At 44.3% G+C, this 24,798-nt stretch carries 21 protein-coding genes; 7 read left to right on the top strand and 14 right to left on the bottom strand.

Annotated elements, in window-relative coordinates; genetic code table 11:
• Positions 1-327 precede the first annotated feature (327 nt).
• Together AC2T15_RS12420 and AC2T15_RS12415 are read left to right on the top strand one after the other, a co-directional pair.
• Positions 328-882: an aminoglycoside N-acetyltransferase AAC(6')-Ib4 gene (locus AC2T15_RS12420; protein ID WP_003159191.1), complete on the top strand. Its 555-nt coding sequence runs from the start codon at positions 328-330 to the stop codon at positions 880-882.
• Between the two features lie 94 nt (positions 883-976).
• Positions 977-1,609: a type B-3 chloramphenicol O-acetyltransferase CatB3 gene (locus tag AC2T15_RS12415; RefSeq protein ID WP_000186237.1), complete on the top strand. Its 633-nt coding sequence runs from the start codon at positions 977-979 to the stop codon at positions 1,607-1,609.
• 71 nt (positions 1,610-1,680) lie between these two features.
• On the opposite strand, the gene ltrA (AC2T15_RS12410) is transcribed toward AC2T15_RS12415, so the two are convergent.
• Positions 1,681-3,012, bottom strand: coding sequence for a group II intron reverse transcriptase/maturase (gene ltrA / locus AC2T15_RS12410; RefSeq protein WP_486779156.1), 1,332 nt, complete (start codon positions 3,010-3,012; stop codon positions 1,681-1,683).
• 591 nt (positions 3,013-3,603) lie between these two features.
• Here ltrA (AC2T15_RS12410) and AC2T15_RS12405 point away from each other — a divergent pair.
• Both AC2T15_RS12405 and aadA1 read left to right on the top strand, forming a co-directional pair.
• A complete protein-coding gene (locus AC2T15_RS12405; protein ID WP_000846390.1) occupies positions 3,604-4,404 on the top strand; it encodes an oxacillin-hydrolyzing class D beta-lactamase OXA-10 in 801 nt (266 codons plus the stop codon).
• 16 nt (positions 4,405-4,420) lie between these two features.
• Complete coding sequence (gene aadA1, locus AC2T15_RS12400) at positions 4,421-5,209, top strand: ANT(3'')-Ia family aminoglycoside nucleotidyltransferase AadA1 (protein ID WP_001206315.1); 789 nt, start codon at positions 4,421-4,423, stop codon at positions 5,207-5,209.
• Positions 5,210-5,287: 78 nt separating this feature from the next.
• Here the strand turns inward: aadA1 and ltrA (AC2T15_RS12395) are convergent, their stop codons facing one another.
• Positions 5,288-6,619 carry a group II intron reverse transcriptase/maturase gene (ltrA, locus tag AC2T15_RS12395; RefSeq protein WP_069625236.1) on the bottom strand — a complete coding sequence of 444 codons (1,332 nt, stop codon included), beginning with the start codon at positions 6,617-6,619 and terminating at the stop codon, positions 5,288-5,290.
• Between the two features lie 648 nt (positions 6,620-7,267).
• On the opposite strand from ltrA (AC2T15_RS12395), the gene AC2T15_RS12390 reads away from it, so the two are divergent.
• Both AC2T15_RS12390 and AC2T15_RS12385 read left to right on the top strand, forming a co-directional pair.
• A complete protein-coding gene (locus AC2T15_RS12390; RefSeq protein ID WP_486779155.1) occupies positions 7,268-7,594 on the top strand; it encodes a hypothetical protein in 327 nt (108 codons plus the stop codon).
• Positions 7,595-7,631: 37 nt separating this feature from the next.
• Positions 7,632-8,480, top strand: coding sequence for a SprT-like domain-containing protein (locus tag AC2T15_RS12385; RefSeq protein WP_486779165.1), 849 nt, complete (start codon positions 7,632-7,634; stop codon positions 8,478-8,480).
• 50 nt (positions 8,481-8,530) lie between these two features.
• Here the strand turns inward: AC2T15_RS12385 and AC2T15_RS12380 are convergent, their stop codons facing one another.
• The 11 genes from AC2T15_RS12380 to AC2T15_RS12330 form a co-directional block, all read right to left on the bottom strand.
• Positions 8,531-8,770 (bottom strand): hypothetical protein, encoded by a 240-nt coding sequence (locus AC2T15_RS12380; protein ID WP_486779154.1) that lies wholly within the window; start codon positions 8,768-8,770, stop codon positions 8,531-8,533.
• An 8-nt stretch (positions 8,771-8,778) separates the two neighbouring features.
• Positions 8,779-9,129 carry a hypothetical protein gene (locus AC2T15_RS12375; protein WP_486779153.1) on the bottom strand — a complete coding sequence of 117 codons (351 nt, stop codon included), beginning with the start codon at positions 9,127-9,129 and terminating at the stop codon, positions 8,779-8,781.
• 8 nt (positions 9,130-9,137) lie between these two features.
• Positions 9,138-12,329 (bottom strand): hypothetical protein, encoded by a 3,192-nt coding sequence (locus AC2T15_RS12370; RefSeq protein ID WP_486779152.1) that lies wholly within the window; start codon positions 12,327-12,329, stop codon positions 9,138-9,140.
• A gap of 62 nt (positions 12,330-12,391) precedes the next feature.
• The gene (locus AC2T15_RS12365) at positions 12,392-13,633 is read right to left on the bottom strand and encodes a hypothetical protein (RefSeq protein WP_486779151.1); all 1,242 of its coding nucleotides are present in this window, start codon (positions 13,631-13,633) and stop codon (positions 12,392-12,394) included.
• On the bottom strand, positions 13,630-14,361 hold the full coding sequence (locus AC2T15_RS12360; RefSeq protein WP_486779150.1) for a hypothetical protein: 732 nt from the start codon (positions 14,359-14,361) through the stop codon (positions 13,630-13,632). Before AC2T15_RS12360 ends, AC2T15_RS12365 begins: the two co-directional genes overlap by 4 nt.
• A gap of 72 nt (positions 14,362-14,433) precedes the next feature.
• Positions 14,434-14,862: a hypothetical protein gene (locus tag AC2T15_RS12355; RefSeq protein WP_486779149.1), complete on the bottom strand. Its 429-nt coding sequence runs from the start codon at positions 14,860-14,862 to the stop codon at positions 14,434-14,436.
• 7 nt (positions 14,863-14,869) lie between these two features.
• On the bottom strand, positions 14,870-15,391 hold the full coding sequence (locus AC2T15_RS12350; RefSeq protein ID WP_486779148.1) for a hypothetical protein: 522 nt from the start codon (positions 15,389-15,391) through the stop codon (positions 14,870-14,872).
• Positions 15,392-15,438: 47 nt separating this feature from the next.
• Complete coding sequence (locus tag AC2T15_RS12345) at positions 15,439-16,245, bottom strand: hypothetical protein (RefSeq protein WP_486779147.1); 807 nt, start codon at positions 16,243-16,245, stop codon at positions 15,439-15,441.
• 8 nt (positions 16,246-16,253) lie between these two features.
• Entirely contained in the window at positions 16,254-17,501 is a 1,248-nt protein-coding gene (locus AC2T15_RS12340; RefSeq protein ID WP_486779146.1) for a DotG/IcmE/VirB10 family type IV secretion system protein, read from the bottom strand.
• Positions 17,498-18,574: a DotH/IcmK family type IV secretion protein gene (locus tag AC2T15_RS12335; protein WP_486779145.1), complete on the bottom strand. Its 1,077-nt coding sequence runs from the start codon at positions 18,572-18,574 to the stop codon at positions 17,498-17,500. Before AC2T15_RS12335 ends, AC2T15_RS12340 begins: the two co-directional genes overlap by 4 nt.
• The gene (locus AC2T15_RS12330) at positions 18,571-19,296 is read right to left on the bottom strand and encodes a DotI/IcmL family type IV secretion protein (protein WP_486779144.1); all 726 of its coding nucleotides are present in this window, start codon (positions 19,294-19,296) and stop codon (positions 18,571-18,573) included. Before AC2T15_RS12330 ends, AC2T15_RS12335 begins: the two co-directional genes overlap by 4 nt.
• 146 nt (positions 19,297-19,442) lie before the next feature.
• On the opposite strand from AC2T15_RS12330, the gene AC2T15_RS12325 reads away from it, so the two are divergent.
• Positions 19,443-20,450 carry a DsbA family protein gene (locus AC2T15_RS12325; RefSeq protein ID WP_486779143.1) on the top strand — a complete coding sequence of 336 codons (1,008 nt, stop codon included), beginning with the start codon at positions 19,443-19,445 and terminating at the stop codon, positions 20,448-20,450.
• A 63-nt stretch (positions 20,451-20,513) separates the two neighbouring features.
• On the opposite strand, the gene AC2T15_RS12320 is transcribed toward AC2T15_RS12325, so the two are convergent.
• Complete coding sequence (locus AC2T15_RS12320) at positions 20,514-24,770, bottom strand: LPD1 domain-containing protein (RefSeq protein ID WP_486779142.1); 4,257 nt, start codon at positions 24,768-24,770, stop codon at positions 20,514-20,516.
• Positions 24,771-24,798 lie beyond the last annotated feature (28 nt).

Below are 24,798 nucleotides of genomic sequence, written 5' to 3'. Positions count from 1 at the left end.
GTCGTTAGATCACATGGCTTCGTTGTCTTGTGCCAACTCGCCTTCAGCCTACGCCTCATATGATGTTTTTGTTCATCAGCTCGCAGCTTTGCGTCCGGCTTCCTCCAGACAACTCCTCGCGGAGCTGCCCTTGCCATTCGCTAGTAGTTAACATCTAATAACGATCATAAATCGCTAAGGATGGTGACCTTCCTACAGAGGACTTTCACCTCATTAGTTCATGCCCATGCTGGGCGTACACAAGTCAATTAACTACGCGCCTGCGGCGCCGGACGTGCTAGCGCACGCCGGTTATTTCGGGCGTTAGGCATCACAAAGTACAGCATCGTGACCAACAGCAACGATTCCGTCACACTGCGCCTCATGACTGAGCATGACCTTGCGATGCTCTATGAGTGGCTAAATCGATCTCATATCGTCGAGTGGTGGGGCGGAGAAGAAGCACGCCCGACACTTGCTGACGTACAGGAACAGTACTTGCCAAGCGTTTTAGCGCAAGAGTCCGTCACTCCATACATTGCAATGCTGAATGGAGAGCCGATTGGGTATGCCCAGTCGTACGTTGCTCTTGGAAGCGGGGACGGATGGTGGGAAGAAGAAACCGATCCAGGAGTACGCGGAATAGACCAGTCACTGGCGAATGCATCACAACTGGGCAAAGGCTTGGGAACCAAGCTGGTTCGAGCACTGGTTGAGTTGCTGTTCAATGATCCCGAGGTCACCAAGATCCAAACGGACCCGTCGCCGAGCAACTTGCGAGCGATCCGATGCTACGAGAAAGCGGGGTTTGAGAGGCAAGGTACCGTAACCACCCCAGATGGTCCAGCCGTGTACATGGTTCAAACACGCCAGGCATTCGAGCGAACACGCAGTGATGCCTAACCCTTCCATCGAGGGGGACGTCCAAGGGCTGGCGCCCTTGGTCGCCCCTCATGTCAAACGTTAGACGGCAAAGTCACAGACCGCGGGATCTCTTATGACCAACTACTTTGATAGCCCCTTCAAAGGCAAGCTGCTTTCTGAGCAAGTGAAGAACCCCAATATCAAAGTTGGGCGGTACAGCTATTACTCTGGCTACTATCATGGGCACTCATTCGATGACTGCGCACGGTATCTGTTTCCGGACCGTGATGACGTTGATAAGTTGATCATCGGTAGTTTCTGCTCTATCGGGAGTGGGGCTTCCTTTATCATGGCTGGCAATCAGGGGCATCGGTACGACTGGGCATCATCTTTCCCGTTCTTTTATATGCAGGAAGAACCTGCATTCTCAAGCGCACTCGATGCCTTCCAAAAAGCAGGTAATACTGTCATTGGCAATGACGTTTGGATCGGCTCTGAGGCAATGGTCATGCCCGGAATCAAGATCGGGCACGGTGCGGTGATAGGCAGCCGCTCGTTGGTGACAAAAGATGTGGAGCCTTACGCTATCGTTGGCGGCAATCCCGCTAAGAAGATTAAGAAACGCTTCACCGATGAGGAAATTTCATTGCTTCTGGAGATGGAGTGGTGGAATTGGTCACTGGAGAAGATCAAAGCGGCAATGCCCATGCTGTGCTCGTCTAATATTGTTGGCCTGCACAAGTATTGGCTCGAGTTTGCCGTCTAATCGGGTAGCCGAGGGTTTCTAGCCCTCAGCCCCCACAACACCCTGCATGCGGCTCCGCACAGGGCGTTTCACTAAGAGTGGTGAAGCTTAATCCAACCATCGCGCAATGCGTACAGACCCTGAGATTTTAAGTAAGCATTTGATAACGCCTGATTAATCCCCGGAGTTTTAGAGCTACGCCATGGGCCTTTGCTGGTAATACCGCATGCAACTGCAGCTTGCACATGAACGCCCAACCGCATTAAGTTTCTTACTTTCGTGCGCGGCTTGCGCCACTGTCGCCAATAGGCCATTCGCACCCTGCGCCGGATCCAATGATCCAGCTCAACGCAGTGCTGATAGCCACTGGCAATACCAAAGTAGTTTATCCAGCCGCGTAAATATTGGCTGATCTTAAATAGCTGGTATTTCATTGACACGCCCCAGTTGCGATTCGTGAGTTTGCGAACATTCTGCTTAAACTTCAGCAGCGTTTTCGGGTGCCAATGAATGCGGTTCGCCTTGAACGTAAAGCCCAAGAACTGGCTTTCATTGGTTTTAACCACACGACTTTTGTCAGTGTTGACCACTAACTTCAAACGGCTTTGCAAGTACTGACTGATACTGCGCAACACGCGCTCTCCAGCTCGCTGACTCTTCACTACAATCGTGAAATCGTCCGCGTAGCGGGCAAACTTATGGCCGCGTTTTTCAAGTTCTTTATCCAAAGAGTCGAGCATGATATTCGCCAGTAACGGCGACAATGGCCCACCTTGCGGTACACCCACTCGACTCTCACCTTTGAACTGATTATCGATAAACCCAGCTCTCAGGTAACGTTTAATCAGTCTAAGCAGACGTTTGTCTTTCACCTTGTCGCCAAGGCGCGTCATCAGTAGATCGTGATTAACTCGATCAAAGAACTTCGACAGATCAACATCCACCGCGAAGCGGCGTCCTTCCTTGATGATGCTCTGTACCTGCTTAACCGCTTGCTGCCCATTACGACCTGGACGGAATCCAAAACTGTGTTCAGAAAACTCAGGGTCGAAAATAGGTGTTAATACTTGGGTAATGGCTTGTTGGATTACACGATCAGTAACGGTTGGAATACCCAGCTGACGAGTGCCGCCATCTGGTTTAGCTATTTCAACACGCCTTACCGGTGAGGGTTGATAACAGCCTGTTACCAGTTGTTGTTTCAATGCTTTCCAGTTGCCGGATCTTACCCAGGCGGGGAATTCATCGATGGTCATGCCATCGATGCCAGCGGCCCCTTTATTGGCTCGAACGCGTTTCCATGCCGCAGAGAGGTTATCTTCCTGCAGCACGTGCTCGAATAGATCGTTGCTAAAGGCTGGCTTCATATCGCTACGCTGAGTCACGTCATCGCCGGACGGCGTTCGTGTGTTCAAGTGTGACAAGGCTCCTCCTTTGTTCTTAATGTTCAGGCCTTCACCGTGTCCCAACCATTACGATGGGCGTTTGGCTACTATGCCGTCTGCTGACTTCTGCTTAATCACTCACAGAGTTGCCTCTGTTCGCGCTATCGGTTTGCATCTAATTCGCTCTCCAAGGTCGATACATTCCTTAGAGCCAAGGCACTTATTAACCAGAGCCTCACTGGTGAATTACCGATCGCTTGTTAAGCAGATCTCCCCAGATAAGAGCATGTACTGTCACTGCACTGCTGCATCATTTACGGTGGTCGTTAGATCACATGGCTTCGTTGTCTTGTGCCAACTCGCCTTCAGCCTACGCCTCATATGATGTTTTTGTTCATCAGCTCGCAGCTTTGCGTCCGGCTTCCTCCAGACAACTCCTCGCGGAGCTGCCCTTGCCATTCGCTAGTAGTTAACATCTAATAACGATCATAAATCGCTAAGGATGGTGACCTTCCTACAGAGGACTTTCACCTCATTAGTTCATGCCCATGCTGGGCGTACACAATTCAATCAAGCCGATGCCGCTTCGCGGCACGGCTTATTTCAGGCGTTAGCCACCAAGAAGGTGCCATGAAAACATTTGCCGCATATGTAATTATCGCGTGTCTTTCGAGTACGGCATTAGCTGGTTCAATTACAGAAAATACGTCTTGGAACAAAGAGTTCTCTGCCGAAGCCGTCAATGGTGTCTTCGTGCTTTGTAAAAGTAGCAGTAAATCCTGCGCTACCAATGACTTAGCTCGTGCATCAAAGGAATATCTTCCAGCATCAACATTTAAGATCCCCAACGCAATTATCGGCCTAGAAACTGGTGTCATAAAGAATGAGCATCAGGTTTTCAAATGGGACGGAAAGCCAAGAGCCATGAAGCAATGGGAAAGAGACTTGACCTTAAGAGGGGCAATACAAGTTTCAGCTGTTCCCGTATTTCAACAAATCGCCAGAGAAGTTGGCGAAGTAAGAATGCAGAAATACCTTAAAAAATTTTCCTATGGCAACCAGAATATCAGTGGTGGCATTGACAAATTCTGGTTGGAAGGCCAGCTTAGAATTTCCGCAGTTAATCAAGTGGAGTTTCTAGAGTCTCTATATTTAAATAAATTGTCAGCATCTAAAGAAAACCAGCTAATAGTAAAAGAGGCTTTGGTAACGGAGGCGGCACCTGAATATCTAGTGCATTCAAAAACTGGTTTTTCTGGTGTGGGAACTGAGTCAAATCCTGGTGTCGCATGGTGGGTTGGGTGGGTTGAGAAGGAGACAGAGGTTTACTTTTTCGCCTTTAACATGGATATAGACAACGAAAGTAAGTTGCCGCTAAGAAAATCCATTCCCACCAAAATCATGGAAAGTGAGGGCATCATTGGTGGCTAAAACAAAGTTAAACATCATGAGGGAAGCGGTGATCGCCGAAGTATCGACTCAACTATCAGAGGTAGTTGGCGTCATCGAGCGCCATCTCGAACCGACGTTGCTGGCCGTACATTTGTACGGCTCCGCAGTGGATGGCGGCCTGAAGCCACACAGTGATATTGATTTGCTGGTTACGGTGACCGTAAGGCTTGATGAAACAACGCGGCGAGCTTTGATCAACGACCTTTTGGAAACTTCGGCTTCCCCTGGAGAGAGCGAGATTCTCCGCGCTGTAGAAGTCACCATTGTTGTGCACGACGACATCATTCCGTGGCGTTATCCAGCTAAGCGCGAACTGCAATTTGGAGAATGGCAGCGCAATGACATTCTTGCAGGTATCTTCGAGCCAGCCACGATCGACATTGATCTGGCTATCTTGCTGACAAAAGCAAGAGAACATAGCGTTGCCTTGGTAGGTCCAGCGGCGGAGGAACTCTTTGATCCGGTTCCTGAACAGGATCTATTTGAGGCGCTAAATGAAACCTTAACGCTATGGAACTCGCCGCCCGACTGGGCTGGCGATGAGCGAAATGTAGTGCTTACGTTGTCCCGCATTTGGTACAGCGCAGTAACCGGCAAAATCGCGCCGAAGGATGTCGCTGCCGACTGGGCAATGGAGCGCCTGCCGGCCCAGTATCAGCCCGTCATACTTGAAGCTAGGCAGGCTTATCTTGGACAAGAAGATCGCTTGGCCTCGCGCGCAGATCAGTTGGAAGAATTTGTTCACTACGTGAAAGGCGAGATCACCAAGGTAGTCGGCAAATAATGTCTAATCGGGTAGCCGAGGGTTTCTAGCCCTCAGCCCCCACAACACCCTGCATGCGGCTCCGCACAGGGCGTTTCACTAAGAGTGGTGAAGCTTAATCCAACCATCGCGCAATGCGTACAGACCCTGAGATTTTAAGTAAGCATTTGATAATGCCTGATTAATTCCCGGAGTTTTAGAGCTGCGCCATGGGCCTTTGCTGGTAATACCGCATGCAACTGCAGCCTGTACATGAACACCCAGCCGCATTAAGTTTCTTACTTTAGTGCGTGGCTTGCGCCACTGTCGCCAATAGGCCATTCGCACCCTGCGCCGGATCCAATGATCCAGCTCAACGCAGTGCTGATAGCCACTGGCAATACCAAAGTAGTTTATCCAGCCGCGTAAATATTGGCTGATCTTAAATAGCTGGTATTTCATTGACACGCCCCAGTTGCGATTCGTGAGTTTGCGAACATTCTGCTTAAATTTCAGCAGCGTTTTCGGATGCCAATGAATGCGATTCGCCTTGAACGTAAAGCCCAAGAACTGGCTTTCATTGGTTTTAACCACACGACTTTTGTTAGTGTTGACCACTAACTTCAAACGGTTTTGCAAGTACTGACTGATACTGCGCAACACGCGTTCTCCAGCTCGCTGGCTCTTCACTAGAATCGTGAAATCATCCGCGTAGCGGGCAAACTTATGACCGCGTTTTTCAAGTTCTTTATCCAAAGAGTCGAGCATGATATTCGCCAGTAACGGCGACAATGGCCCACCTTGCGGTACACCCACTCGACTCTCACCTTTGAACTGATTATCGATAAACCCAGCTCTCAGGTAACGTTTAATCAGTCTAAGCAGACGTTTGTCTTTCACCTTGTCGCCAAGGCGCGTCATCAGTAGATCGTGATTAACTCGATCAAAGAACTTCGACAGATCAACATCCACCGCGAAGCGGCGTCCTTCCTTGATGATGCTCTGTACCTGCTTAACCGCTTGCTGCCCATTACGACCTGGACGGAATCCAAAACTGTGTTCAGAAAACTCAGGGTCGAAAATAGGTGTTAATACTTGGGTAATGGCTTGTTGGATTACACGATCAGTAACGGTTGGAATACCCAGCTGACGAGTGCCGCCATCTGGTTTAGCTATTTCAACACGCCTTACCGGTGAGGGTTGATAACAGCCTGTTACCAGTTGTTGTTTCAATGCTTTCCAGTTGCCGGATCTTACCCAGGCGGGGAATTCATCGATGGTCATGCCATCGATGCCAGCGGCCCCTTTATTGGCTCGAACGCGTTTCCATGCCGCAGAGAGGTTATCTTCCTGCAGCACGTGCTCGAATAGATCGTTGCTAAAGGCTGGCTTCATATCGCTACGCTGAGTCACGTCATCGCCGGACGGCGTTCGTGTGTTCAAGTGTGACAAGGCTCCTCCTTTGTTCTTAATGTTCAGGCCTTCACCGTGTCCCAACCATTACGATGGGCGTTTGGCTACTATGCCGTCTGCTGACTTCTGCTTAATCACTCACAGAGTTGCCTCTGTTCGCGCTATCGGTTTGCATCTAATTCGCTCTCCAAGGTCGATACATTCCTTAGAGCCAAGGCACTTATTAACCAGAGCCTCACTGGTGGATTACCGATCGCTTGTTAAGCAGATCTCCCCAGATAAGAGCATGTACTGTCACTGCACTGCTGCATCATTTACGGTGGCCGTTAGATCACATGGCTTCGTTGTCTTGTGCCAACTCGCCTTCAGCCTACGCCTCATATGATGTTTTTGTTCATCAGCTCGCAGCTTTGCGTCCGGCTTCCTCCAGACAACTCCTCGCGGAGCCGCCCTTGCCATTCGCTAGTAGTTAACATCTAATAACGATCATAAATCGCTAAGGATGGTGACCTTCCTACAGAGGACTTTCACCTCATTAGTTCATGCCCATGCTGGGCGTACACAAAAAAAAGCCCGCAATTACGCGGGCTTAGCGGCATTTCATGCCATCAGGTGCCTGGCTGTGCCAGACGCGGAATCATTCCCTTTTACATTATCGCTAACATAATCAATATCTATCATCTAAACATGTTGGTTAATCTTGTAGGTCTCGCCTACATCGCTTACCACATAGCCTACGTTTTAAGAATTAAAGTTATAGTTGAAGATGATGGAATCTGGTTTTACCGAGGTGTTTTCCCGTGGCAAGGAGGCTGGTATATGTTCCCTGCCGACCAATTTGTATCTGCCTATTTTATAAATGACTTCTTTGGATACATTACCAAAAGCTACAAAGTCTTTTTTCACTCGAAGCGACATGACGTAAGCCAAACAGGTTTAGCAAGCCTGCCACGCATTAAAGATGGCAAAGAGCTAGTAACTGATTGCGACAACCTGTTTAATAAATTTAACTAAATCCTTGATTGTATAATGGTACCTTACATTGACTATTATGAAGCCAGCCATTGAGGCGTATCAACAGCTTCAAGAAGCGTATGAGTTTTTCAATAAGGAATTATTCGATGAGCAGTTGCCTAATATGCTCATCACGTTTCAGCGCGGGAAGCGCACCTTTAGCTATTTCTCTCCTGCTAGGTTCGATGGCAAGGCTAAAACCGATGAGCTGGCTATTAACCCTGAGTATCTAGGCTGCCGCCCACTCACCGACACACTAGCCTCACTAGTGCATGATATGGTTCATGCGTGGCAACATTACATAGCAGAGAAGAAAGCACGCACGGGCTACCATGACCGCGTTTGGGCTGACAAGATGGAAGAAATAGGACTCATGCCGTCTGACACTGGTGCAGTTGGTGGAAAACGTACAGGTCAATCAATGTCCCATTACGTGATACCAAATGGCCTATTTCAGAAAAAGGTGTTCGCACTTATAAAAGATGGCTTTGAAATTTCTTGGTATGACGCTCTGGCCAATCAAGATATGCTGATCTCGTCTGAAATAAAAAAAGAGGTTTTCGATGACTGGATCGGTCAAGCACATGGAGATGAAGCTCTAGTAGAAAGACTGACTACGACTATAAATAGAAAAGGTAATGTAACGAATCTCCCCCTGTCGGATCAGGGATCTAATATATCGCAAATCGATGATAATCACGACAGTGACCCTCAAGATGCGTCATCACCACCCTCCTATATAAGTGTTGTTCCTCCGACTAAAGGCAAGTCGAACCGTATAAAATACACATGCAGTTCATGCTCGATCAATGTATGGGGAAAAGCTAATCTCAAGCTATCCTGCCTTGATTGCGACACACCACTGTTACCCAGTAACGATAATTAAGTATAAAAAAAGCCTATCGCTAGGGATAGGCTTCGTTCACTAATAGTTAACTACATAGTCGGACTACTATTAGGTTCTTGGTGTGTCCCCACATCCAAGCGCTGCTCATCCTCATGAACAACCGTTAAGTTGCTCATAGGATAAAGCTCATTAATTGGTTTTCTGTTATCGATGACTTTATGTCCTTCAGTTACATCTGACCAATCGGTCTCTCCAAGCATCACCAGCTCTGTACTACGAAAGCTGGCTAGCCCTTCCTTAGCGCCACGCAATTCATAATAAACACCCATACTGTTCCCTATCTCATTTTTCTAGTAATATAGTTTTCGACTACAACTGACTCTGGCTCTCTTAAATTGTAAAACAACTCTACAGCCACATCTGGGTAGTCTGCGTCCTCAATTGTAACACGCGCTCCTTGTTGCAAATCCTGATATAGATCTGCAGGTATGTCAGACAATGCAACTCCAATCTGCTCTGCAGTTTCACCCCACTGCAGCACAACATCTACACGATTAGCTTTTGGTACTTCAACAAAGCGAAAACTATTAAAAACTAGGTCATCAGGTATAATTCCTTTAACTAAAAGACGGTCAACCTTGTTCGTAGACTCGTGCCGTACTACTGCGTAGTCGCAAATTAGAAACATATCCTACTTCAGCCCCTTTGATTTTCCTGTTTTAAAAGAAGGTTCGCTGCTAGGATTTCAATTGCCTGATCTCTTGCAACCAAACGACCTGTCTCCTGCTCTTCTTTCGAGATAATAGAATTTATCGCAAATTCTAAGTCTTGTACGTGCGTAGCTAGCAATTTTCTAGCTTCAGATGGTCTTGTACGGCTATAAAGTGTAGCACGTAATGCTCTCTCATCCGCCTCTGTAGCATAAGCCCAACGTTTAATTGAACCAAGCAGAAAGTTAGTAATAAGGCGTTGCGTTCCTCGCCTTGTTCTATGCTCACAGAATACCTCTGCCCCCTTTACAGCATTCGGCGGTGTAATACGCAAAATTGCATCACGCTCATCTTCTGATAGACCAAACTTATCCTTAATGGCTTCAGCTAGCTCTACCGACTGGTTAGCACCGAAAATAAAGAGTGATGTAAGAAGTGTTAAAATATCTTCTGGTATGTGTTGTGGTAATTGGCTACCAAGCATAATTCCAACGTTAAACTTACGCCCCTCATAGCATAACGATGACAAAACACGCCCTGTACTAGATGATGCTTGGCTATCACCTGACTTTGAAGCAGCATCAAGTCTATGGACTTCATCAGCCCAAAATAGCTTAGGAATCGAGTCCTGTTTCTCATAAAAATTTATGTGGTAACGCACTAGGTCCTGAGAAAGACCTAAATAATCAGCATTTACCCGCATTTCATCATTGGCAATGTCGCGGTTAATGAATAAATCTTCACAAAGGACGCGATATGCAACTGTGAATACAACGCCTCTCTTCCAGAGGTCGTAATTTGATGTTCCACGACCATAAACCTCGGTCATATCAAAAACACAAACCGGTGACTCTGATACGTCAAAGTTAGTACGACTCACAAAGCACGGAAAGATTCTACTTACACCCGTTAGGGTTGCTGAAACAGCACTAATGTAGGGCTTACCATCCACCTCTGGTAAATCAGAAAATTGATTTGAGAGAGCATTCACAGCCGAACACAGATCGTCCCACTTCGGAACTGCAAGCCGCTGTAAACAAGTGGCTATGTAAAGTATCTTCTGATCGTCATTTTCTAAACCAACTGCAATTAATGCATCTACAACTTCCCACCAAGTCGTATGACCGTCAATCTCAATCCCGTTCGCTTCAATTACCTCTTGCAGCCCCTCAATCCCCCTTGCCTCCGCATAATTGAAAGGTGATCGACTGTATAGGTGACTTTCGCGTGGATCTGTTTCCGCATACATACGCTCAATTGCCGCAGTAATTACGTTAGCAATATGTGTTACCCCGAAACGGGTTGAGAGTTCCTCACAAATCAGCTGTAACCAGCCTATTAGAAACTGTTTGTGATCCGTTAATGGGTAGCGACAGCCAAGGCGTGTATCAAACAGGTTTTTAACCATGCTGCCGTCATTTACAAAGGGTTTAAAGATCACTTGGTGTTTTTGACTCTCAGGCAATGATGACGCCATAAGATCAATAACACCTGTAGATGACGCACCGAAGTCTAAGCCTCGCAAATAAGGGACTTGGGAGTTTTGAGAGTTAGAGAAAAGACAAAAGTTAACATCTGATAATAGGTTAGATTTTCCGTAACCCATCCCACCCAATACAACTGCCACCATAGAGGACTGTTTCTTACTGAACGGCTGGTATGGATTCAGTACTCCTGTACTGGTACGAAACCACATCGAATCCTGCGGCTTCCATATTGAAACGGGCCGAGAGATAGGAAGTTGCCTAAGCACATCACGCTCGGTTTGCGGTGCAGCTGGTGCAGCCACAGGCAAATGGTAGCCCAAACAGGTACTTAATGCCTGTTGAGCAGCGCAACCATATACATTACTTACCTGCTGCTGCCCCCACTGCTGGAATAACGTCTCCAAATCTCTTGATCTGCGCATAACAGTGTCGAGGTTTACTGTCTCTTTGCCTGTCTCCAGATCAACGTTTACTTCAAGGTTTGCCCACGTGGTAAATGCAATGCTATAGCCAACTTGTACACCACCTTGCTCTACATAGCTTGCTAGTGCTTTAACTGCATTGTTAATTTGTCGGTTAACCATGCCGAAGGTAAATATATTCGCGAAGTTTATATTCCAGCTGTTTGCTGCAGTAGGGTCACCTAAAATTGAGTAAACAATACGAAAAGGTAATCGGCGCTGGTAACACTGACGAATCAGGTGCTCAACTGGCTGCGGATCTAAGGCCAACTCCTTAACAAAATATGGTGCATAGATACGATCACCAAGTATCGCGTACTTACCAAGTTCCTTTATATGCGAAGGCAACATTTGTTGTGATAAACGGGGTGGTAACAATAACGAAAAATCACGTGGTGTATATTTACCACCGTACTGCTGCTGAATTGTTTTTAAAGGAATTTTGTCTAGATTTCGCGGCTTTGTATCCTTTTGTTGTAAGCGTGCCTCCCAAGTTTCAAAGGTATGCGGATGCGCTGTAGAGTAAATTATCTTTAGTGCCTGATATGCATCTAAACGTTTTACTAAGTAACCACGACTGACCTCACTACGTGTATTGTCACTCATAAAAACAAGTAAGGAGTTTACATGTTGCTCATGCACTTCATGTAAGCTCTCATAGCCTAAGCTCTGTGCTATCGCATCTGCACCCGCTGCTCGATCATCTTTTCTAAAAGAGCTTTTACGATGTTTACGAGCAGCCTTTTGTTCTATTTTGGACAAAGCACTTAAGTGCGTAATTACTATCAAATACTGTGTTTCTTTAACGCATTGCGAGGCGTATAAATCTGCCTCATCCAATAGGACATCCTCTATATCGATACCTCTTTGCAAAAGAGCATCAATCTGCGGCTTTCGCGCATCCCGCATAGTATCCTTAATACCCTCATGGTCAGATTCGTAGAACCATAAAATATCTAACCCCTTTCCATTACTGCCCATTCTGTTGCGGAAGAACTGTTCCCAGCCTTCACTAAGTAAGGTCTCAAATTGGTTCGGGAAATATTCTCCATAATAGCCATCTAGCTTAATCACGCTCATGAGTGAACCGCTATAAAGGGCTAACGTATTTTCATCGAAAGCACTTGCTATAGGAAAATAAGACGTTGGATCGCTTGCCGTCCAGCTACGCAACCCAGCAATCAGTTCATCGATACTATCTAAACAGCGATCAGCAAAAGTATATGACATAGAAATAACCATGAATTTATTTAATCGTATTATAATACGTTACGATAGCTTATCTAATCAAACTAACGCTTCATAAGGTTTCGTAAAAAATGGTTATCTGCTACCTCAAGGCTGGCATAGTCGGCGTTACTTATCAGTTGTCGCAATAAAGATGCTGCTAAATTATCTCTTGCTGGCGCATTACCATACGAAGCCGAGTGCTGCATCTGCAGCTCATCTGCAAAGGACTTGATCAGATCAGGTCTGCCTGTAACAGTGAGTGATCCATTGCCATAGGCCAGTATTCCAAGACCGTGTTTATTTGCTTTCACAGCCGCCTGCAAGCAGAAAAAAGTATCTTTACCTCGCAACCATGCACTGCCCAAGTTTATGCTTGAACGATAATTCGTCTGTGGTTCTAGTAAATGGCACTGCCATAGACTTTGTGCCGCTAGACCATAGGAATAAGACAATCCAGCTTCAAGGCTCATATCGGTTAGCTGGCCGAGGTCTTGCCAGCCATCAGCTATGTAAACATGTAGAAGCTCAACACGGTAAAATTGCGCCAATAGGTTTAAAAAGAAATAAGGTACTGTAATAGAATCTCGGTCTCCGCCATTCTCTTTTTGGTGCAGAAGAACCTCACAAAACGCAGGTAACTTATGATCCTCAATCCAATGAACAATATCAGCTGTACAAGGGAGCTTATTAAGGTCATTGGCGAGTTCAGTATCTAATATAATTGCCGTTGGCAAAGGATCAGCTAATAGACGCGAAGCATAGCTACCTCGATCGAACCATAGCCTTGCGGTATGGGCATGTGATCCTGACTCTAGAATGTCTCCCAAAGACGTGTAATCAACGTGCTCTGCAAACTGATAAGATACACCGTATTCCGATAAGCTTTGCTTTGAGTAACGCTGTGCAAGTCCGTGCGCTAGTGTAGTCTTTGGGAAGAACAGTAAACCTGCACGATGGCAGGCAATATAAGCAGCATTGCTAAGTATGCGACTAAGTATTGCAACCTGTTTTATTGGAAGCTGATCACCTAAAGATAGCTCTTGAATCAATACCTCTAGTTCAGTGCCGAAATAATCGCTAGAAGCTAGCGTTACAGGATATTTTAGATTCGCTTCAACTAGGCTATCGTTATCTTTACAGTTTGTGATCCATAGAGCGTTTTTGGGAAGCTCATTAATGTTCCTAAATGAAAATGGTGTACCATCACCCAGACAAGCCACATGTTCATTTTCGTTGCTTTGATCGGTAAGAACTGAGGAAAATAGTACAACACCAAAATAGCACGGCTTTAGTGATCCAATCATGACCCTTCCTGCACTGTAATAGCTTTCTTAACCTTATCAAGTAGCTGCGATACCTGACTCTGTAATACATGCTTTGCCATGTAAGCACCTAGCTCACCCCATGCCTCGTAGTTTGGTAGCCACCTATATTGATTAAGTGCTTTTTTTCTAAACTCATTTAGGTCATTTGGCAGTAAAGCAACTGCCCTCATGTAATCTTCCTCAGACACATCAGGAAAAGGGAGACTATTATTTACACTGGATGAGTTACCCTTTAAGGCCAGCATGAATGATCTTGCTGACTCAACTAATGACTGTTCAAAATAATCCTGTGAAGCTGAGTCCTCTTGGTAAATAATTGCATTGCAAAGCATTGTCACTAAATTCAATTCATGTTGTTTTAACGGAATTTTTACTAAGTACCCAATCTTTTTATCTTCACGTCTATCATTCAGCAGAAAACCTGTTGAAATATTAGTAGCTATGGATGCGAAACAAAATGCACAAAGTGTATGTCCTTCTTCGGTTACAGGTAAGTAGGCAGAGTGTTCCCTATTAATAGGTATCATTAAGCCATCTGGATGCTCAGGGGTTGGACTACTTTCAAAACCACACCCCTGACAAATAAATTTATCCTTTTTTAGGATTTGCATACCATTATTCAACAACCATTCTTTAGTTTTCCACTGACCTCGTAAATGTAATAATGCGAGTTCCTCATCATTTACAACATCAACTTCTACATTCATCTTTTTCACCCCTCAAAAAAAAAGCCAGCTAAAAGCTGGCTTTCAATTAACCGTGGTCGTTACTTTCCTAAATCAACGAATGTTTAGGTCGTTCATGATTCCTTGAGCATTGCCTTGTCCTGAGCCAATAGTTCCAGCAGTAGCAAGAATCAACGTAGGAATAATGATGCACGCTGCACCACCAGCCACTGCCCAAATCTGCCACGTTAATGGCTCGTTACGTTTCTTGGCAAATACAGCTGAAATAGCACCTGTTGCTGCAGCAATGATTCCGAAAGCTGCAATAATAATTAGGACAGTAGGTACGATTAGCCCAGCTTCTGACTTCCAGCCTGAGCTTAAAGTACTTAGTTTTAAGCCTGCAGATGCCTGTGTTGAAAACAAGGCAATACTTAGTGCAAACATAACGTTGAGCCATTTTGAATAGCTAGTCACAGCTAGTGTATAACCCGCCTTGATAGATGCCTTTGTATTCTTAAGATTTTTTTTAATCTCTAACACTTTTAAATTACCCTATAATTTGAAAACCAGTTGAGTTTTGAAACGCTTCGCTGATACGAAGTATCGAGACGAGAGCCGACCCTGCCAATATACGAGCTGCTATCGAACCTAACAGATTAGATCTGCTACTATCGTTTTGCTCCCTCCCAAATCTAGCAAGCATGAAATAAGCTCTAGCTAGAGTTATATACCCCGCTATAAACATTATTCCTAAAGCCGCTGCTAAAGCTTGTTTGCTATAGTCGCCACCTCCTCCAGAGACTACAAACTGATTAATATCTAGATTGTCACCATTCATCCAGAAAGTAGAAGAAAAGACTTTCATCCAAAGTGATAGCTCTACAAGTGACGCTGCAGCGATCATTTGAATGCCTATTCCCCCGAGTGAAACTTCTCCTCCAGCCCCTCTCCTACCTTTACGTATTAAGGTAAAAACAGCAGAACCGCCGATTAGTATGCCGCCAGCAGCTGAAAGGTATTGGATGACATCAAGCAATGCAGGAAACTCACTAGAGAGATTGATAAACATATCTCCCAGTCCTTTCGCTACCTTGCCCAAACCCTCTGCGATTCCGCTCATTTAGCTATCAAGCCTCGCTTAGTGCACGCCTGTTCTAAAACATCATCATAAGCAATTATAGCACCGTATGATGGTACAATACGATTTGCTGTTATAACAAGCGTAGTACCTGTATTTACATGGACAAGTCGTCCACGTATCACCTTCCAGTCGTCAATTAAAACCAACTTAGACGAGCATTGCGGATAGTTCGCAAAGCGTGGTGATGGTTTAAATACAGGTGCAGTGTTTTGCTGCAAACGCTTAGTCGATGACCCCTTATCGGCAACTAAACCCTTAACTTCTTTCTTTGTATACTCGATCTGCTGCCGATTTTGAGCTATTTGTTGCTTTACTGATTCAAGCTCATTAAGGAGTGCATGATAGCCTTCTTGCAATTCTTCATGATCAGAAACGAGAGCTGCATTATTTGAAGCAAGTTCTACTGACAATCGCTTAAGAGCATCAAGGTCATCGATATAGTCGGCTAGTCTGTTTTCATCTCCAGCTTCTGAAGTAACTAGTGGTAAGTAAGGATTATCGTTATCGACTTCACGCTCGAATACCTGTACTTCCTGTTCATTACTCTCATGCAACGCATCCGCTTCAGCCAGCGCTAGATTATCCTGCCTTGTTGAATCACTTATATGGCCATATGTCTGTGAATCACCTACAAGCCTTTCAGCTTCATAACTTTCGTAGGAAGCGTCATCATCTATACCTTTAAAAAACACGAATAGAACAAAGCCCATAACGGCCAAAGCCACTAGAACGATGCCTGCTATTAGGTAGTATGTGCTGTTGGAATTAGTTTTTTTTGTCATCGGATCACCTACTGGCAAATATCGTCTAATAAGAAAATGCCAATAGAGTCACCAGCATTTAATTTGACAGTAATAGGTCGATTAATACGGCTTTTGAAAACGTCTCCCATATCCTGACCAAGCTCCCCAACCGCGATTTTTACCTCACGCTTAGAGTCTCGCTTTGTGTCCTGAATAACAGTTCCATTGTTTCCAGCCAAGTATGTGGAGGTATTCGCGTTAGCCTCCGCCGCCTTACCTATCGCTCCCAAGACAGAGCCTACGCCCCACCAACCATAACGATATAACGTATGGCGATTTACTTGCCCTTCAACAGCATTAAGAGTTGAATCAATATCTAAACCAATAGCATCAACCTGATAGGTATCAGTGCGGGTAACCATTTTGTCGAACTCCATGCGCAGGTATTCTTCTTTACGCTCAAATGAACCCATGAGTTTGGTACCGTTCAACTTGCCACCACCACGAATAGTTACCGAAAACTTGCCTCCAACATCACTATTTAGCGCCATATCGGTCGTGGCCATATATTGTGACGCAGCTCTTGCTAAAGGTTTTTTGCAATGCTGACTAGACTCGTCTTGATCTTCTTGACCTTTATTAGCATTAGCACTTGCCTTTAGAGTTGAGCCTGACGTAGCACGTTTAGGTACGTAATAAGTGCCCCATCCTTTTGCATATAAAGCTGGTGTTTCAGCTTCTTTTTCAATTAGACCGACAAGTAAACGATTAATATTTATTTCGTCATTTTCTGAAATACCATACACGTCCCGCGAACTAGCCGAATTATCACTTGCGAATTGGCTGGTCGTCATAGGGGCATCATCTGCGCCGTCATCCTCCACAGGTTCATCATCGAATGAAGCACTAAAAACCTCTTGGCGTTCATAGCCATGATCCTCAATCTCCACTAACGGATGTGCGTATTGATCTACCTTCTGAATCTCTTTCAATCTTTCATTGTTATATTGCTGCGTAGCTTCACGCTCTTGAAGTGAAGGTGAGTCAACGTTTTCACGGTGATATACCCGTCCTGACTCAATTGCTGAGCCACCACCGAGCGCTACCTCCTCTGGCTCGGATAACACGGACAGAAAAGCGTAAACAATCGCTATTAATAAAAAAAACATAACAATAGCTATAACAATCAGTTTCTTTCGATTCTCTTTGCTAAAGATGTTCTTCACTGCTCTAGAACCGCCAGCTTCGTGCTGCTGATTCATATCGCTTTTGACTGGCTCATCAGGCATGCTCATTCGATTAACCCCTCATTTATAGCTTCCGCTGTTGCAAGACGTTTGATAGATATTTTATGAGTTCGCCCATATTCATCACTTCCAGATACACGCGTGGTTAATGGCAATTTATAAGCTGTGTACTTACCATTTCCACGTACCGAACGGACGATTTTGGGGCTAAAAACCGATAGGGAGGTTCTAAGATATAAATGCTTGCCTTTAACCCATGCCTGACCTGCAACACCATCAACATGCATACGTTCCGCACCAGTAGGCGTGACTCCGTACAGAATGCTATTCAAGTCGGAATCATGTTCGACACCAACCTGAATTCCTACATCTTGAAACAAGCTTTCTTTAGGCGTGCTTGGTGATACACCATTAACTTTAATAGTTGCTTGCTTATGAAAAGTTGCAGGCTGACTAACTAGCATCACACTAATTGGCTTAGCTAAACCGTGTAAATAAACGGTAATATTTCCAGTAACTCCATTTTTAAGAGCTGTTACTGTGAAAGAACCAGCCTGTAAATCATTGATAGATGTACCTGACTCGCCTTGCAACATAGTGTTTTTTGGCGCGTCATCCTTATCATCTTCTAGTACGCTATCAGATAGGTCTTTTGGCTCCGGTGCCGATGTGTCTATTGCTCGATCAATTTCAACTTGCCGATCAAGAAAAGACGAAACCTTACGTATGGCCCAAGGATTACCATAAGCATCAATAAAACTTACTGCAGTTGATTGATACCGCGCTATATTGATTCGTGGAGCTTGCTCACCAGACTCAAGCTCTAGCTCAAACATTTCATCAAGATCGATAATCTCCTGAATAATTGCAGGATCGTAGTCACCAACTACTGGCGCGTTTCGAGCTGCTGCGTTGTCTCGGATGATGCGCCTGTACTTCATGATTTCCTTCGGATCAGCGCCGAGCATTCCGCGTAAGCTGCCTTCTGTTACAGAGTCACGAAATTCCTTTTGCTGATTCGCTTTTGAGCCTGATTCGCTACCATTTGCACTCGCTGTAGACGCCGCAACAGCTATAACTAACCCTAAGCAACAACGTTTAATCGTACCAATATTGTTCATTTTGCACCTACTGAACGTATGACATAACTATCGATCCATAATCCGTCACCACGTAGTGACATCGGGACTCTCCGAATCAGCGCAGACATAACAACATCAATGCTGCCTTTTGATCGACCATCAACGTTAATGCGATATGGAATATCAACCCTCCACTCGTTGTAGCCGTTTTGATTACGCCGATCTGAAATCATCAACGCTTGCCCCATCGTGGGATAAACAACTCCACGTTTTTCAGGCGTTAAAACATCAAGCAATCCAATCTTTCCTAAGTTGGACACAAACTCTTTACGTGTACTATCTGAGAAACAATAGGTTTCGTTTCTTACCTTTTCCTCCCAGTCAACGTAGGAAAGCTTGTAAGCTTTCTTTACGCAGGACTCAGCCCAGTCAAGAATATCCCCATGGTCATAAAGCTTTTCGGTTAGTAACGGTAAATCCCGAATACGACCATCCGCTGTTGTTTCTAGTAGTCTTGGCTCTGGTGTGTAACTCCATTGAGCAAAGTTGAACGCTACCGAACCGCAAAGTGCTAGGCCTAAAAATAGAATTAATCGATTCTTAGTCGTTCGCTCAGTTGCATTAGCCAAACCTAGCCTTACTAATCCATCAATTCCGTATCGTTGAACAAGCCCTTTTTCAAGAGCTGATAAATCATCAATCGAAGAACCCTGATCGTTATTGTTAACGGATTCCTCTGGTAATTCGCTGTTGGCAGACATAATGAAAATCCATTAGTTGTACTATAATACGATATGATAACCCATCTGTAATTTACTACAAAACAATAATGTAAGCCCGTAAAAAACTGGGAATAAACTATGTAGTGTACTATGATACGAATAACTTACAACTGACGAGACATACAATGAAAAAAACACTATTTATGCTTGCGCTCGCCACAGGTGCGGTTAGCCCAGCTTTTGCTGACAACTGCCAAGAAGTTGCATCTGCTGACCAAATTATGACTCTGGTTAAAAAGGTTTTACCTAAATCCGCTATTAGCACAATGAAAACGGTAGACAGTGGCACAACTTCTTGTCTCGTAGAAGTAGAGATGCTAGTCGATATTAGTAATACCGACAGTAAAGGCGTGATCTATGTATTGCCAAACGGTGAACAGTTTATTAGCGGTGTTCTAATGGATGCCGATTCAAAGCTTATACTCGATTCCGAGTCAGAGGTAAGCACTGGGCAAGGCAAAAAAGACGAAAATACACCTAATGCTAATGTACTTGATAGTGTTGGAAAACCAACTGTACTGTCTTCAGATCAACGCAAGCACATGGAACAGTTTGAAGTTCAGCCCATGAACTTTACCGAAATCATTAATAAACAGTTTTCAGCACCTACCCATAACGAAGGACGTAAAGCTGTAATGGAGCAAATGAAAAAATTTGTTCACGTATCTAACCCCAAAAAGACATTCAATAATGATCGAAACGTATACATTATGTACGACTCAGACTGTCCTTATTGCTCCAAACTTTTTGAGCAAAGTGATTCACTTGCTGACAAATACCAAGCAACCTTTCATTGGGTACCAATGTTCCTGACCGATCAAACATTCTTAAAAGCCGCTCTGGTAACTCATGCAACACGACAATCACAAGAGAAGGGTTACGATATGCTGACCCGAATAATGACAAAGGCTGAGACGGATGCAGCATTAATTAATTTAGGTCGTAAAGAACTAAAGCCAGATGACTTCGATGACTCACGTAGCGCAACAACGTACTATGCCAGCGTCAATATGATGGCAATTCCTGATCTTGGTACGCCATGGATCACAGTACAAAATGGTGATTCATACGATATGTACCAAGGACTTCCAAACCCAGAAGATTGGGAAAGTGCCTTTTCTACTGAAAAATAATGATTTAGCAACCCAATAAAAAACCCGCTTTTTAGCGGGTTTTTTATGTTTAATGTACAGCTTCTACATGTGTGGCTGTATCTGCGTGGTAGGCTCAGGTGCGTTATTACTGACAACATGATTAACAAAGCTTTCGGTTAACACCTTTGCTGTTTTGGCTTCTTCAATATAGACAGCAAGCTCTCCACCAAAGAACCGCTCAAAAACACGATCAATATTATTCGCCTCTAATAATTTACCCACACTTAAACTATCGTCCGCAAACCGCTTAACCTTACGGTAGTCCTCTGTAAACTCCGTCATACTCACCCCATGGATTGCCCATAGCTCAAAAGCATACGCCTGAGCTTCCTGCGGATTGCTTACAGCACTCTGGATGGAATCATCGGAGTACCCGCGTAATTTCATTTCATCAACTAAAGCTGATACTACAGAGGGTGATTCAAAAAAGCTGCGCATATCTTCTCTTATAGTAGCAGTAAGTAGCAAATGTTCGCATGCATGCCATGCTTCGTGATAAATAGTGTCAAGTCCGGCCCCCGCCTTATCTAAACGAATCAGCTTTTTGCTAGCATCGTAAGCTCCTGCATAAAAAGCATCATCACTCATTAAAAGTTCTGGTTTAAGGTCGCCAAACAATCTACTAAGCTCACTGTTAGCAAGGGGTTCAAGTTCATCAGCAGATACGGCTAATATAGATGTGTTCTTGGAATTTAGAATAGGGAGTTCTACTTCTCCTAAAAACGGATGTGATACCAACTTTGCAGTGCTCTCTAGGCTTTCAAAAAACTCATTAGCAAAATGGGCGATTGCTTTAGCCTGCTGTTCTCTTGGGTACTCTAAACCAGTCTTTTCACCAACTAGGTAGGTGTTTTTTTGGCCATTTGCTTCTAGTCTGTTGGCAAGCCAGTGCTCCATCCCGCGAGCGAATAGTTCTGCATGTGATGCATAATAAGGTGAATTTGATTTCCCATACGCACTATCAAGCTTCTGCGCATCAAGAACAAATGTGCTCACGTTTGTATACTTGGAAAGATTCATTTCAACATCAGGCCCTGAGTCTTGCGGCTCCAGTAAAATCGCAGTCATCAGATTGTAGAACGATTTTTGCAGATCTACTCTCAGGTTACCGAGATTAGGTTGCTCTGGTGTATCTTGACCACTTTTTACAGCCGCCCCGACAAACTCAGAATAATCTACATTCGCACCAACACCAGTAGCGCCAAAATGATTGGCTATTGCATGAAAATACTCATGAGCTAAAAAACCATCTCCCTTATCCCTCGTGAGATTTATTTCACCAGTAGTTGAGTTGTAGTGAGCTGCGGCAGAATTAGCCCCACCACGCCCACGTGAACCGAAGCAAAGTCCAATCTTTCCTCCCATACTTAGTGTTAATGGGTCAACATTTAACACCTTAGCAAAGTCGATAAGTGAATCGTAAGCATAATTAACGTTCTTTTCACGCTCATCAACACTCGTCCAGTTACCAAACTCAACGCCGGAAAATGCAAACGTTCTTAAAAAATCTTCTGGTGTAACAGATTGTCCATTTCTATAATTTTCACCAATCCTTTCAATCTCACCTGTTACTACATTGTTGCGCCTATTCGCTGGCGCAGTACGAGTAACGGCAGTGGCTTTTTCAAGTTCATCCCAGCCTAACGTCTCCAAATCAAAGGTCTTGCCAAAACGTTTAATCTCTAATGGCCTACTCAAAGCTCTGTATTCTGAAATTCCATTGTTAGGTGATAAATAAAGTCTACCTAAACCGCTTACGTAGCCACGATGACTAGTAGAGAAGTCACTTGGCCGAGCATTCGCAGCAAGTATCGCAGCTTTATAGGATTCCTTTAGTGCATTGTTAAGACGGGGTAACCATTCCTGACGGCTGCCAGTGTCATGCTGACTAGCCTCCTTTAATTCCTTATACAGGTTTTTGCTGTACGCATTATTCAGAAGTAGGAATTTAAAACAGGTTGATGAAAGCATGTCGCTAGGCTTAGTAGGTAAGCTAGAACGCATAATGTCGTAAAGTAATGCTGCACGAGGCGAAAAACCATTTTCTTTCAGCTCAGCCATACTTTTGCGTTGCCAAAGTTTATCGCGGCTAACAACTAAAGCTCTCTGATCAGCTGTCATATTAGCTAGCATTTCAGAAACTCTAGCTAACTGATCTGAGCGCATACCTTTACTTTGAATCTCTTTTAACGCCAACCCAAAAACTTTACCAACATCTTTATAAAGGCCTTGGTCACGCCCTTTATTTTTGGCATCCTGCTTATCAAATACATCTGCTCTCTCTAATGGCTGAGAAAGCCGCTGATAAAGTTCATTGTCAACAAGTGGTAAAAAATCAATCACTGTTGATGATTTTAGTGAGTAATTCAACTCACCTGTTACCCGTGCCTTAAGTGCAGTATCCCGAAGCTCGGTGAAATTATCTTGCACAATATGCGAGCACCAAGCCTTCGTAGGCGTTAGTCTAACTACAGTAGCATCAATCATACGTGAACTATCAATAGCACGTAGAAAGTTCTCCTCTACTACTCTTTGCAAGTGAGCTAACCCTCTCTTTGTAGGATTAGGCCGTGTCTTGTGGTAGAAAACACTAATTTGATTTTGTAGTAACATACGCCAGTCTGCATGCTCGTCATCTCTAGTATTTAAAACGTGCTGTTTAAAATCCTCAACAGCCTTAGCATGATCATTTGCGTTGACAAGCGTCTGTTCCTGTTGCCCAACAACCTGTAAGACCTTTTGTACAACGTTAGGCAAGTCACTTGCCTCACAGTAAGCCTTTAATGTTCTTACAAGTGATATTGTGAATTTATCTGAAAAATCCGGCACACCAAAAGCACTAGATGTTTTTAGACTAGGTTTAATTCTATCGGTCTCATCGAATACATCACTGTACTCTGCGGCATAGTTCTGAATAGCTTTGAAAGCAATATCATCAACCGCCTGATAGAAAACAAGGTGTTTTTCACCATGGCTATCCATGTGCCAAAGCGCCAATCTCTTAAAAGAAATAGCAGGATGATCGCTAGCCTGCGTGCTTATTTGATTATCGATAAGATCATCATAAGTAATACCGAGTACAAACTGCTCAGAATACTCCTCGATTCCAAGTAGAAATACACCTTCTTTAATGTCATCAGTAATAGCGATCGGTATTTCGCTAGTTACGTTTTTCTCTACTGGTTCTAGGCCCTGAGCATCGGCAGCCATAGCAATATGCAAGATTGTTTTTTGTAAATCACTATAGTGAGAGTAGTTAGCCGCTAACTTTCTGTTTGCTTGAATGTCGCTAGTCGCATTGCGTCTTAGAAAATCCTTAGAGCTACGAACAATCTCTAGTGGTATTTCACCTGTTCGCGTGTAATAGATTGAGTCAAAGTGACTAATTCGATAATCAAGTGTCATTGCAAGTTCATCAAGTAATAACTCAGTACCCTTTTCTTTCTCCCACGAAAGTGCCTGAATCGTGTGAGATACAGCATCTAGTCTGAGCTTTAACGCCATATCACATCTGGAACCCTCAGCACATATAACAGGCTCAAAATAGATACTTTCATGAGGTAGGTACTGTTTACTCAACGTTTTTAGCATTGACGATAAACCATTAATCTTTTCGCATACATCTGGTGGCGGCTCAATCCTATGTCCAGCTGCTCGCTCAAATAATGAAGCAACCTGATCGATATAATCATCCTTTAACGTCAAATCGGTTGTATTCATGGTGTCCATAAACAGTAGGTATGGCCAGTACCGCTTATCACTCAAAACCTCATCAACTTTGCTAAATAATTCCTCCTGTTCGGCTTCAAGAAACTGCTTAGGTAGGGCTACTGTTTCTTCTAATGTTTCTTGATCATTTACTGAAAATTCATTAACGGTTTCAAGTGTTTGACTATCGGCTTGAAGATTCAGATCAGTGTCAGGCAAATCTATGATGGACTCTCTATTAATCCATAGAGGTGAAGCTAATGCGTAGCCATCTACCCATAAAGGAGCTTGCACAACCCAAATACCCTTATCGCTGGAGCGCATATTTCTAACCGAGCGCCCACTAGCTAACTCACCTTGTGTTGTTTCCCAAGTTATACTGTCCCCCCTATTAAAAAGGTTATATTCACTTTCATCTTCAGTGGATGCAGCCTGCGAGAAAAGCTTAACGTTATACGTGCTGCAAAAGCTCATAACCTCGAAGGGAATAGCTTGGCTTTCCTTAGCTAGTGCATCTGCTGCTAATCCCCATAACTCAAATGATTCAGGTCTTAAGGTTCCTACAAGCGCCTGCTCAATAATCGTGAACACTGGCCAGTCGTTAGATCAGCTCCAAACT

This window comes from Thiopseudomonas sp. SA1F2-1K (assembly GCF_057443035.1).
The sequence above is the reverse complement of the archived record's forward strand: the minus strand, read 5'-3'. Positions and strand labels throughout refer to the sequence as shown.